The sequence below is a fragment of the Streptomyces lomondensis genome, assembly GCF_014651035.1.
Classification (GTDB): Bacteria; Actinomycetota; Actinomycetes; order Streptomycetales; family Streptomycetaceae; genus Streptomyces; species Streptomyces lomondensis.
Genome location: NZ_BMWC01000005.1, coordinates 162,025 through 173,955 on the forward strand (window position 1 = coordinate 162,025; position 11,931 = coordinate 173,955).

The window sequence follows — 11,931 nt, forward strand, 5'->3', positions numbered from 1 at the left end:
GAGGGGCTACTTCAGTCCGGTCGTGGACATCCCGGCCACGAAGCCGCGCTGGGCGATCAGGAAGATCAGCAGAATCGGCACCACGTACATCACGGAGGCCGCGGCCTGGAGGTTGGCGACGGGCGTGCCGGCCGAGGTGACGTAGGTGGACATCACGGCGACGGCCAGGGTGGACTTGTCGGTGGAGAGCAGCAGCTGCGGGGCGATGTAGTCGCCCCAGGACCAGGTGAAGGCGATCACGAAGCTCGCGGACAGCACCGGCCAGGACTGCGGCAGGAAGATCCGCCAGAAGATCGTGCCGTAGCCGCAGCCGTCGATGATCGCAGCCTCCTCCAGCTCCCGGGGCAGCCCGGCGAAGAACTGCCGGAAGAGGAAGACCAGATAGGGAGCGGCGGCCAGCCCCCAGAGCACCCACGGCCAGTACGTGTCGACCATGCCGAGCTTCGCGAAGATCAAGTACGTCGGCAGCAGGGTGATCATCTGGGGCAGCATCATCGAGCCGATGAGGATGCCGAACAGCGTCTTCTTGCCGGGGGCGTCCAGCCGGGCGAAGCCGAAGCCGACCCAGGCCGAGCTGAGGGTGACGAGGGTGGCGTAGATGAGGGCGATGATCAGGGAGTTGCGGGCGTAGCCGAGGAAGTCGATCAGGTTGAAGGCGTCGGCGAAGTTGTGCCACTGGAAGTCGGTGGGCAGCCAGTGCACGGGCGAGGCGGCCAGCTCCGCCGGGGTCTTCAGGCCGCTGAGTATGAGCCAGCCGAAGGGGCCGATGAACAGCCCGGTGATGACGACGAGGACCGTGTAGAGGACCAGGCGGTGGACGCGGATCCGCGCCCGGGGCGCGGAGTCGGGGAGCGGACTGGTGGCGGTCACTTCTTCGCCTCCGGGTCGACGTTGTAGAACACCACGCCGGACGTGAACTTGAAGATGAGCCCGGTGGCGATGAGGATCAGGACGAAGAGCACCCACAGCAGTGCGGAGGCGTAGCCGTAGCGGCCTAGCGCGAAGTACTGCGAGAACACGTGCATCATGTAGAGGTAGTTCGACTGCGGCAGCGCGGTGACGCCCGCCGTCGTGCCCTCCGGTGTGAGCAGCAGCGGCATGATGGTCTGCACGGACGCGATCACGCCGGTCACCGTCTGGAACAGCAGCACCGGCGACAGCAGCGGCACGGTGATGCTGCGGAACGTCCGCCAGGCGCTCGCCCCGTCGATCCGGGCGGCCTCGTGCAGTTCCCGGGGCACGTCCTGGAGCCCCGCCAGCGAGATGATCATGACGTTTCCGGCGGCCCACAGCACGCTCATCAGCAGCACGTAACGGGCGTAGGGGTCGGAGAGCCAGCCGAGCGCGTCGAAGCCGAACAGGGTGATGACGCCGTTGGCGGCACCGGAGTTCTGGTCGAAGAGCGCCTTGAAGGTGAGGCCGACGCCCACCGGCGGCACCACGGCCGGCAGATAGAGCAGCGTGCGGAACAGCCCGCGCCCCTTGATCGGCCGGTTGACCAGCACGGCGAGCCCGAGCCCGGCGATGATCGACAGCGGCACCGAGGTGAGGGCGAACAGGCCCGTGCGGCCCAGGGAGTTCCAGGTCTGCGGATCGGAGAACAGCTCCGTGTAGTTGCCGAGGCCGACGTACGTCCAGTGCGGCGAGATCCCGTCGTACGTGGTGAAGCTCAGCCACAGCGCGTACGCCATCGGGACGATCGTCAGCAGCAGGAAACCGATGATCCAGGGCGAGGTGAACAGGTAGAAAGCGCGCTGCCTGCGCGCGGTCATGGAGATCCCGGGCCGCTGGGCCGGTGTCGCGCGGCCGGTGCGCGCGGCCGGGCCGGTCCGGTCCGGGACGGATATCTGGTCGACCGTCATCCCACCTGCTCCTTACCGCGCTTCAGCTGCTCGTTCATCAGCGAGTTCAGGCGGCCCGCCAAGGCGTCGACGGACATACGGCCGTTCATCGCTGCCGGGGCCTCCTGGTTGAAGAGGGCGTAGAGCGAGTCCGCCGTCGCGTAGGGGGTGTAGGCGATCACCGAGAAGTGCTCCAGCTCGGCGTTCTGCACCTTCAGCACCCGCTTCTGGTAGTCCCCCTGGGCGGGCATCAGCGGGCGCAGCGACTTCAGGGTGGGGATGCCCCAGCCGCTGGAGGCGCGGGCCTTGGCCGGCCCCTCGCCGAAGAACCACTCGAAGACCCGCCAGGCGGCGTCCTTGTTCCTCGCCTTCTTCGGCATCCACAGGCCGGTGCCGGCCTGGCACGGGCTGACCCGCCGGCCGCCCTCGAAGACCGGGGCCGGGGCGAGGCGGGCGAGCGGCGCCAGCTTCTTGTCGGTGTTGATCAAGCCGCCGAGCCAGTAGCCCGAGTTGGACATGGCCATCCGGTTCGCCTGGAAGGTGGGTCCGTCCCAGGTGTTGGGGTCGGGCTGGACGATGCTCGGGCCGACCCTGCTCCGGCCGTACTCGATGTACCAGGCCAGGGCCTTGCGGGCCTCGGGGGTGGTGAAGTCGACCCGGGAGAAGTCGTCGTTGAAGAGGCGTCCTCCGGCTGCGACCGTCAGGCTCGCCAGGAGGTTCGGGGTGGACACGCCGTTGTAGCTGCCGCCGAAGACGGTCGTCTGGCCGCTCTTGCGCCGGGTGAGCCGCTTGGCGTTCTCCAGCCACTCCTCGTAGGTGACCGGCTCGGTCTCCGGCGGGTAGTCGACGCCCGCCTTGTCGAAGAGCGCGGTATTGTACCAGAACATGGAGTCCTGGGAGAAGTCCTTCGCCATGCCGTAGCGGGGGCCCTTGCCCTGGGTACGGCCGTCATAGCGCCACAGGTCGTTCACCGGGTCGAGGTCGTCGGTCCTGAGGATGCTGCTCCGGGCGAAGTAAGGATCCAGGTCCTCCATCACGTCCCGCGCCGCGAAGTAGGGCGCGTCCGTGGCACCGACGCCGCGGACCAGGTCGGGCGGGGCGCCGTTGGTCATCATGCCGATCAGCTTGGTGATGTCGTACCTCACCGTGGTGATCTTGACGCCGATGTCCTTCTGGGCCTGCCTGACCAGCTCCGGGGAGAGGTCGTCGGGCTTGACCATCAGCGTGACGGTCTCACCGCCGCCGCTGACGCCGGTGGACACCTGCATCGCGCAACCGCTCAGCGACGCCGCGCCCGTGGCGGCGCCGGCTGCCGAGAGGGCGAGGAATCGGCGGCGGCTCAGGGAAGCACCAGCACGTGGGTGCATGAACGCACCACCTCCTGCTCTGCTGTTCGAGATACCGGCTATGTGCCGGAGCGCCGACCATGCGGGTCGGCTTGGCAACCGGTTGTTGTGCGTGGGGCAGAGCTTCTTCCGGTCAGGATGGCGCGTCAAGAGCTCCGGCGAACTTTCGAAAAGACTGTGTAACCTCGATGTCATGGGCCGAGATCGCGGTCAGTTCCAGTTTCGGCCGCAGTGATCAGGCCACGGAGCTGCAGCCGAACCGGCCGTGACCAGGGGTGAACGGGGCATGTAGTCGGCAACAATTCCGGGAACCGGTTGCTGCACCGGCCATCCGAGCCGCGATACGCCGACGGCGGCACGCACCGCGCCGGCTCCGGCACGCCGAAACTTCAGTAATCGATTTCCATGAACACCTCGGACTCATGGCTCGGAACACGGATCGGCCCTGGACAGCCGAGCAGCACCCCGATCCCCCACGTCACCTGCCCCGCCCCCGCCTTCTCCTGCCACGACGTGGCCACCAGGAGGCCATTGCCCCGAACCGGCACCTTCGGAGTTACCCCCCGCCCTGGCGATTGACCGCCGCTTCCCGGCGGATCTACGGTAGAAGGCGCTTTCTGAAACGTTTTCCATCCTCAGCTCCAGGAGAGTCATGCCCAGCCCCCAGCTGCCGCGGGCCGTGTTCGCGATGGACCCGGTGCACCTCCCGCTGCTCTTCCCTCCGCCGCTGATGGAGCGGCTGAGGCGCACGGCCGACATCGACCCCGGGTTGGTGGTGCGGGACTTCGCCGATCCGGCCGCGGCCGACACCCTGGCCTCCGCCGAGATGCTGATCACCGGCTGGGGCTGCCCCCACCTGGACGCCGGCGTCCTCGCGGCGGTCCCGAAACTCGGCGCCGTCCTGCACGCGGCCGGGTCCGTCCGCTCCCTGGTCGGCGAGGCCCTGTGGGAACGCGGGGTCACCGTCCACAGCGCGGTGACGGGCAACGCCCTGCCGGTCGCCGAGTACACGCTCGCGATGATCCTGCTGGCGGGCAAGGACGCCTTCGACCACCGCGAGCGCTTCCGCCGCACCCACGCCTACCCCAGCCCCGCCGAGACCGCCGCGACCGGCAACCTCGGCCGCCGGGTCGGTGTCATCGGCGCGTCCCGCGTGGGCCGCAGACTGCTGGAGCTGCTCCGGCCGTTCGACCTCACCGTCCTGCTCCACGACCCGTACGTCAGCCCCGCCGAGGCCGCCGCCCTCGGTGCCGAGTCGCTGTCGCTGGAGGACCTGCTCCGGCACAGCGACATCGTGAGCCTGCACGCCCCCGACATCCCCGAGACCCACCACATGCTCGACCGCGACCGGCTCGCCCTGATGCGGGACGGCGGCGTGCTCATCAACACCGCCCGCGGTGCGCTGGTCGACCACGAGGCCCTCACCGACGAGCTGGTCTCCGGCCGGCTCAACGCGGTCCTCGACGTGACCGACCCGGAGCCGCTGCCCGCCGGTTCCCCGCTGTACCACCTGCCCAACGTGTTCCTCACGCCGCACATCGCCGGCTCCCTCGGCACCGAACTGGAGCGGCTGGGCCGCATCGTCGTGGAGGAGCTGGAGCGCCTGGTGGCGGGCCTGCCGCCGGAGCACGAGGTGCGGCACGCGGACCTCGCGCGGGTGGCGTGACGCCGTGGCGGGCGGGCCGTCCGGCCCGCCGGCGGGCCCGAGCCGGCACCGTGGCGGGCAGGGCCTTCGGACCGTTGTCCACAGGCCCTCCTGCCTGGGGTGACGATGGGATACGGTTTCCGCACCGGAGCCGGAGCCGGAACCGGCATCGGCGCGGGCGTCGGCGCGGGCGTGGGTCCGACCAGCGGCGCGACCGGGCGGGGAACGTCCGGACCGCGGCGGCTCGATTCGCGACCGGACCGGATCGCGTGACACCGGATCGCGTGACACCGGATCGCAGGACGGCAACGGACTGTGCGGCGGCACCGGACCGTACAGCGGTACGGGACCGTGCAGCGGTACGGGACCGTGCAGCGGTACGGGACCGTGCAGCGGTACGGGACCGTGCGACGGGCCGGGTCACAACGGGCCGGGGCACGACGTACAGACCGCGCACCACCGGCCGCGACAGACCGGTGGAACCTGCCACCGGCCGGGCCGCCACCGCCCGGACCACGAGAGACCGGACCACGACGGACCGGGCCACGACGGGCCGGGCCACTACCGCGAAGGAGCCGCAAGGGTGAGTCAGCGCAAGGCGACGAACGACGCCGGCCGGGCGACCATCCGCGACGTCGCGGAGCGCGCGGGCGTCTCCGTGGCCAGCGTCTCGCGGGTGCTGTCCGGCAACTACCCGGTGTCGGAGGAGCTGCGCCGCCGGGTGATGAAGGTCGTCCGGGACCTGGACTACGTCACCAACGCCCATGCCCGTTCGCTGGCCGGCGGCGGCACACCGACGGTGGCGATCCTCATCAACAACATCACCGGCGCCGCGTTCGCGCACGTCGCGAAGGGCGTCGAGGGCGCGGCCACGCTGCGCGGCTGGCTCTCCCTGGTCGGCACGACCGGCGACGACCCGGAGCGGGAGCTGGCCCTGGTCAACCTCATGCGCCAGCAGGGCGTGGCCGCCGTGATCCTGCTCGGCGGCGCCTACGACTACGACGAGTACCAACTGCGCATGGCCCGCTTCGCCCGCTCCCTGGACGCGGCCGGCTCGCACCTGGTCCTGGTGGGCAGGCCCCCGCTGGAGGGCGACGTCCCGGCGACGACCGTCGACTACGACAACGAGGGCGGCGCCTACGCGATGGCCAGCCACCTACTCTCGGCCGGCCACCGACGCGTCCTGGTCCTGCCCGGGCACGCCGAACTGACCACCGCCCAGGGCCGGTTGAGGGGCGCCCAGCGAGCCTTCGAGGCCTATGGAGTGCCGTTCGACCCGGGGCTGGTGCGGCACGGGCACTACGACTACGAGCACGGGTACGAGGCCGTCGAGACGGCCCTGCACGAGACACCGGACTTCACCGCGGTGCTCGCCGGGACGGACGTGGTCGCCGCGGGCGCCATGCAGGCCCTGCGCGCGGCAGGCCTGCGGGTGCCCGAGGACGTCTCCATCGTCGGCTACGACGACATCCCGCTGGCCTCCCAACTCACACCCCAGCTGACCACGGTGCACGTGCCGTACGAGGAGATGGGGCGCGTGGCCCTGCGGGCGGTGGCCGACCGCCGCGAGGGCGGCGCGGGCCGCCGCAAGAGCGCCGACGGCGACCATCTGGTGCTCGGCACCCATGTCGTGGTCCGCAACTCGGTCCGCCCACCGGCACAGCGCGGATAGGCGGGGGCTGGGCGGTGGTGGCCGGGGTCTGCGTCAGCCACGCGAGGTGAGCCGCCCGAGGTCGACCGCGAGGTGAGCCGCCCGAGGTTGCGCAGGGGTGGCCCGTGTCCGTGCCGGATCGGCCGGATCGTCGGGGTCCGCCCGGGGCGCGCCGCCTCCGCGCCGGATCGTCGACGCCCGTAGAAGTCGTTACGTAACCGGTTTCACCGGGCCTCACCGCTCGTTCCGCACTCCCACCGCCTGCCGACCCCGTCCCGCCCCCAAGCACCTGACGGCCCGTTGACCTGCACGGAAGCGCCACACACGGGCCGCGTCTGCCCTGCGCCCGGCGATAACCCGGCGGACAATCCGCCGTAACAAATTTCCGCGCACCTCTTGCTATGAGCCAGAACCTCCGCCTACCGTCCCAGCAACCGCTTACTACAGCTTCCGCTTGGCCGACCCCCCGCAACCGCGAGCCGACGGTTTCCGGCCGCCGTTCCTGGCCAGCACAACCGAGCCGTCGCCGTCCTCTCGTTCTGAGAAACGCCCTATTCCGAAGGATCACGGTCAGATGAACTTCACCAGCCCCCGGAGAAGGTTCGCCTCCGCCGCTGTCGCGGGCATCGCGCTGACAGGTCTGCTCTCCGCCTGCGGCGGATCCGGCTCGGGTGACGACGCCGCCGCGAAGTCGGGCCCGGTCACCCTGCCCTTCTGGGGCTGGGCCAACGGCCAGGAGGCGGTCGTCAAGGCGTTCAACGCCTCGCACAAGGACGTCCAGCTGAAGTACACGAAGGTCACCGACCAGCTGACCATGCAGAAGCAGCTGACCAACGCGGTGAAGGCCGGCAACGCCCCCTGCCTGGTGCAGAACACCGCCGAGTACGTGACGAGCTGGGTGTCGCAGGGCGCGCTCGCCGACATCACCCAGTACGTCGAGGGCGAGCAGGACAAGTTCAACACCGGCTCCTGGGCGAGCGCACAGGTGCAGGGCAAGATGTACGGCGTCCCGACCAGCTCGGCGCCCCAGTTCACGATCTACCGCACGGACATCTTCGAGAAGTACGGCCTGAAGCCCCCGGCCACCTGGGACGACTTCATCGCCGCGGGCAAGGAGCTGAAGAAGCACGGCATCAAGATCACCAACTACGCCGGTGAGGACCCGAGCACCCTGGAGGTGCTCGCGATGCAGGCCGGGGCGCACTGGTACGCGATCGACGGCGACGCCTGGAAGGTGAACTTCCAGGACGAGGGCACCCTGAAGGCCGCGAAGGTGATCCAGGAGATCATCGACAACGACCTGAACGCCAAGCTGTCCTTCGCCGACTACGCGGCCGTGCAGCGCAGCTACGACACCGGCGCCACCGCGACCCGGCAGATCTCCACCTGGCAGATGGCCGGCATGGTGCAGAACTTCACCAAGTCCTTCGGCGACTGGGCCCTGGCCCCGTGGCCGACGTACAAGGGCGAGGCGCCCAAGACGCCGGCGGGTACCAACCTGACCGGCAGCGTGACCCTGGTGACCGAGCAGTGCGAGAACCAGGAGCAGGCGGCCCAGGCGGCGCTGTGGATGTCGACGAACCAGGACGCGGTCAAGACGATGGCGAGCCCGGAGACCGGCAACGGCGTGATGCCGGCGCTGAAGGACAGCGAATCCTACGTGGGTGAGTCGATCTCGCAGAAGCTGCTCGGCAAGAACTACGAGCCGGCGCAGAAAATCGTGACGGACAGCCTGGGAACGGTTACCACCGACTGGACCTTCGGACCCAACTGGACCGCGATGTTCACCGAACTCCAGGCGGGCTGGGCCAAGGTCGTCAACAAGGAGCAGAAGGTCACCGACCTGCTCGCGCACATGCAGGAGTGGACGGTCAAGGACCTGAAGTCCCGCGGTATCAGCGTCAAGGGCTGAGGCATCTCGATGATTCGCTCCATGCGCTGGAAGGGTGCCGCGTTCACGGTGCCCTTCCAGCTCGGCTTCGTCTTTCTGTATCTGCTCCCCATCGGTTACGCCGTCTACGAGTCGCTGTACACGGAGAAGCAGTCCGGGCTGGGGCTCGGCGGCGCCACGACGGAGTTCGTCGGGCTCGACAACTACACCCAGGGGCTGACGGACTCGGCGTTCATGAACTCCATCCTGCGGGTGGTGCTCTTCGCCTGTGTCCAGATCCCGTTCATGCTGCTGATCAGCCTGCTGCTGGCGCTGTTCCTGGACGCGCTCACCTCCCGGGCGGCGAGCCGGTTCCGGATCCTGCTGCTGGTGCCGTACATGATCCCCGGCGTGGTGGCGGCGATCGTGTGGGTGAACCTCTACAGCCCGGACGTCGGTCCGCTCACCCCGATCGGCAAGGCGCTCGGCTTCGACTGGAACTTCTTCGCGCCGTCGATGGTGTGGCCGTCCATCGGCAACCTGCTGACCTGGCACGGCATCGGCTACAACATGGTGATCATCTACTCGGCGCTCCAGGGCGTGCCCCGGGAGCTGTTCGAGGCGGCGCGGCTGGACGGCGCCTCCGAGCTGCGGATCGCGCGCAGTATCAAGATCCCGTACGTGCGCGGGGCGCTCGTCCTGACGGGTCTGCTGTCGATCATCCAAATGCTCCAGATCTTCAACGAGCCGGCCCTGTTCCGGAACATCACGCCGCAGACGGTCAGCGACAGCTTCACCCCGATCATGATCATCTACAACCAGGCGTTCAACGCGGGCAACTACAACTACGCGGCCGCCCTGTCCGTGCTGCTGGCGTTGATCCTCGGCGTGGCCTCCTTCCTCTTCTACCGGCTCACCTCGAAGGAGGCCGACTGATGGTGCTGACCGAGCAGACCACCGAGCGGCCCGAAGTCCGCGGTGTCCGGCGGCTGTCCCGGCCGGATCCGGCCTCCCGCGGGCGGGGCGGTCAGCGCTTCCTCCTCGTCGGGCTGATCCTGGCCAGCGTCTACAGCCTGTTCCCGGTGTGGTGGCTGATCGTCGCCGCGACGAAGGACCGCACTGCGCTCTACCAGAGCAACGGCCTGTGGTTCTCCGGCTGGCATCTGTGGGACAACCTGGAGCAGGTGTTCACCTACCAGGACGGCATCTTCCTGCGGTGGACGGCCAACTCGTTCCTGTACGCGGGCGTCGGCTCCCTCGGCGGCACGCTGATCGCGCTCGCAACCGGTTACGGCCTGGCCCGGTTCGAGTTCCCCGGTCGCAACCTGATCTTCGCGTGTGTCGTGGGCTCGTTCCTGATCCCGATCGCGCTGCTCACGCTGCCGCTGTATCTGCTGTTCTCCGCGCTCGGCATGGTGGACACCCCGTGGGCGATGCTGATCCCCTGCCTGATCAACCCGTTCAGCGTGTACCTGGCCAAGGTGTACACCGAGGCGACGATCCCCTACGAGCTGCTGGAGGCGGCCCGGATCGACGGCGCCGGCGAGCTGCGGATCTTCTTCAGCATCGTGCTGCGGATGATGACGACGGGCGGCGCGACCGTGTTCCTGCTGGCGTTCGTGAACACCTGGAACGCCTTCTTCCTGCCGCTGACCGTGCTGCGCGGCAAGGAGAACTGGACGCTCAACCTGGGCCTGTACAACTGGACGGGCACCCGCCTGGAGTCCGGTATCGACCTGACGGGCCTGGTGCTGACGGGCGCGCTGCTGTCCATCGTCCCGATGGCGATCATGATGGTCGCGATGCGCCGCTACTGGCGGACGGGTGTGACGCTCGGCGCCCTCAAGTAACCCCATCGCCCGCCTCTTTCGACTCCGGGGGCCGCAGGTGACCCTGACTCCCTGCGGCTCCCGGGTGACCGATCCCACCTCGGAGCCCTCACGTGACCGTGCTGCGCAACCCCGTCCTCCGCGGCTTCGCCCCCGACCCCTCGCTGGTCCGGGTCGGCGACTGGTACTACGTGGCGACCAGTTCCTTCGAGTGGTTCCCGACGATCCCCCTCCACCGCTCCCGGGACCTGGCCCACTGGGAGTACGCGGGGCACGTCCAGGGGGCGGCCCCCGGGAACTCGCTGGCCGGCGTGCCCGACTCGGGCGGCATCTGGGCGCCGTCGCTGAGCTGGGACGGGGAGCGGTTCTGGGTGGCGTACACCGTGGTGCGCTCGGTCGGCACGCCGTACTTCGATCTCGACACGTACGTCTCGACGGCCACCGCCATCGGCGGCGAGTGGAGCGCGCCGCGCCGGGTCGCGAGCCACGGTTTCGACCCGGCCCTGTTCCACGAGGACGGCCGGCTCTGGCTGCTGAACCTGCAGAACGACCACCGGCCGGGCGGTGCGCGGTTCGCCGGGATCGTCCTCACGGAGCTGGACCGGGACACGCTGACACCGGTGGGGGAAACGCACCTGCTCCTCCAGCACGACCGGCTGATCGAGGGGCCGAAGCTGCTGCGGCACGACGGCTGGTACCACCTGGTGCTCGCGGAGGGCGGCACGGGCTGGGAGCACGGGGTGCGGGTGGCCCGCGGCAAGGAGCTGACCGGGCCGTACGAACTCGACGAACTGCCCCTGCTGACCACCCGGGACGACCCGGACCTGCCGCTGCAGAAGGCCGGGCACGGCGAGTTGGTCGAGATGCCGGACGGGCAGTGGCTGCTCAGTCATCTGACGGCCCGGCCGCTGCACACCCCGCGGGGCCGCCGCTGCACCCTCGGCCGGGAGACCGCGATCCAGGCCGTGACCTGGGACGCGGACGGCCGGCCCCGGCTGCGGCACGGGGGTTGGCATCCGGCCGTCGAGGTCGACGTACCGACGCGTCCGCACCCCCTGCCGCCCGCCGCCCCGCCCGCGGACCTGTCCTGGCCGTGGAGCACGCTGCGCGAGCCGCCGGACCCGTCCTGGGCCGACGCGGCGGTCCGCCCCGGCTGGATCCGGCTGCGCGGCCGGCACGGGCCGGAGTCGCGGTGGGCGGCCAGCCTGCTGGCCCAGCGCGTCACCGAGCACCGCGCCGAGGCCGAAGTGACCGTCGAGGCGCGGCCGGTCACCTTCACGCAGGCCGCCGGGCTGGTGCTCTGGTACAACCCCGAGGCGTATCTCAGCCTGGACCTGACGTGGGCGGAGCCCGCGGGCGAGCCGCAGCGCGGGCAGCAGTGGCGGGGCACGGCGGGCGAGGGCGGCCGTACGGTGCTCAGTCTCGTGGAGCGCGACGAGGAAGGGCTGCGGCAGGTCGCGGTCGTGGACGTGGCGGTGGACGCGCCGGTGACGCTGGGGGTGACGGTCGAGGGCGCCGACGCCCGGTTCTGGTACGTGCGCGACGGGGTGCGCACGGCGGTCGGACCGGCGCTGGACTTCAGCCGGCTGTCGGACGACCACGGCTCCCGGTTGCGGTTCACCGGCGCGATGGCGGGCGTCCACGCCCGGGACCTCGTCGACGCGGCGTTCACGGCGGACTTCACGGGTTTCCGGCTGACCTGCACACCCGACTGAGCCGTTGTTCGGGGTTTCGAAAGTTTTGACCGGC

Annotated in this window: 9 protein-coding genes; 6 read left to right on the top strand and 3 right to left on the bottom strand. The window is 69.8% G+C overall.

Translation table 11 applies throughout. The features are described 5' to 3' along the window. Positions 1–6: 6 nt before the first annotated feature. The 3 genes from IE255_RS19080 to IE255_RS19090 are packed head-to-tail and all read right to left on the bottom strand — an operon-like array spanning position 7 to position 3,208. Positions 7–870 (bottom strand): carbohydrate ABC transporter permease, encoded by an 864-nt coding sequence (locus tag IE255_RS19080; protein WP_190051521.1) that lies wholly within the window; start codon positions 868–870, stop codon positions 7–9. Next, positions 867–1,862, bottom strand: coding sequence for a carbohydrate ABC transporter permease (locus IE255_RS19085; RefSeq protein ID WP_190051522.1), 996 nt, complete (start codon positions 1,860–1,862; stop codon positions 867–869). The genes IE255_RS19080 and IE255_RS19085 overlap by 4 nt, the downstream gene beginning before the upstream one ends. Next, the gene (locus IE255_RS19090; protein ID WP_190051523.1) at positions 1,859–3,208 is read right to left on the bottom strand and encodes an extracellular solute-binding protein; all 1,350 of its coding nucleotides are present in this window, start codon (positions 3,206–3,208) and stop codon (positions 1,859–1,861) included. The genes IE255_RS19085 and IE255_RS19090 overlap by 4 nt, the downstream gene beginning before the upstream one ends. A gap of 631 nt (positions 3,209–3,839) precedes the next feature. Here IE255_RS19090 and IE255_RS19095 point away from each other — a divergent pair. The 6 genes from IE255_RS19095 to IE255_RS19120 all read left to right on the top strand — a co-directional run bounded on the left by IE255_RS19095 (position 3,840) and on the right by IE255_RS19120 (position 11,897). After that, on the top strand, positions 3,840–4,853 hold the full coding sequence (locus IE255_RS19095; protein WP_190051524.1) for a hydroxyacid dehydrogenase: 1,014 nt from the start codon (positions 3,840–3,842) through the stop codon (positions 4,851–4,853). A gap of 562 nt (positions 4,854–5,415) precedes the next feature. Continuing rightward, complete coding sequence (locus IE255_RS19100; protein ID WP_031119424.1) at positions 5,416–6,504, top strand: LacI family DNA-binding transcriptional regulator; 1,089 nt, start codon at positions 5,416–5,418, stop codon at positions 6,502–6,504. A gap of 553 nt (positions 6,505–7,057) precedes the next feature. Next, on the top strand, positions 7,058–8,395 hold the full coding sequence (locus tag IE255_RS19105) for an ABC transporter substrate-binding protein (RefSeq protein WP_190051525.1): 1,338 nt from the start codon (positions 7,058–7,060) through the stop codon (positions 8,393–8,395). Positions 8,396–8,404: 9 nt separating this feature from the next. Continuing rightward, on the top strand, positions 8,405–9,289 hold the full coding sequence (locus tag IE255_RS19110) for a carbohydrate ABC transporter permease (protein ID WP_190051526.1): 885 nt from the start codon (positions 8,405–8,407) through the stop codon (positions 9,287–9,289). Beyond that, positions 9,289–10,203: a carbohydrate ABC transporter permease gene (locus IE255_RS19115; protein ID WP_190051527.1), complete on the top strand. Its 915-nt coding sequence runs from the start codon at positions 9,289–9,291 to the stop codon at positions 10,201–10,203. Before IE255_RS19110 ends, IE255_RS19115 begins: the two co-directional genes overlap by 1 nt. A 92-nt stretch (positions 10,204–10,295) precedes the next feature. Continuing rightward, on the top strand, positions 10,296–11,897 hold the full coding sequence (locus tag IE255_RS19120) for a glycoside hydrolase family 43 protein (RefSeq protein ID WP_190051528.1): 1,602 nt from the start codon (positions 10,296–10,298) through the stop codon (positions 11,895–11,897). The last annotated feature ends 34 nt before the right edge of the window (positions 11,898–11,931 follow it).

Coding starts and splice junctions, on each gene's coding strand:
- IE255_RS19110 (WP_190051526.1), top strand. CDS start 8,405: ATGATTCGCTCCATGCGCTGGAAGGGTGCCGCGTTCACGGTGCCCTTC.
- IE255_RS19085 (WP_190051522.1), bottom strand. CDS start 1,862: ATGACGGTCGACCAGATATCCGTCCCGGACCGGACCGGCCCGGCCGCG.
- IE255_RS19115 (WP_190051527.1), top strand. CDS start 9,289: ATGGTGCTGACCGAGCAGACCACCGAGCGGCCCGAAGTCCGCGGTGTC.
- IE255_RS19105 (WP_190051525.1), top strand. CDS start 7,058: ATGAACTTCACCAGCCCCCGGAGAAGGTTCGCCTCCGCCGCTGTCGCG.
- IE255_RS19090 (WP_190051523.1), bottom strand. CDS start 3,208: ATGCACCCACGTGCTGGTGCTTCCCTGAGCCGCCGCCGATTCCTCGCC.
- IE255_RS19095 (WP_190051524.1), top strand. CDS start 3,840: ATGCCCAGCCCCCAGCTGCCGCGGGCCGTGTTCGCGATGGACCCGGTG.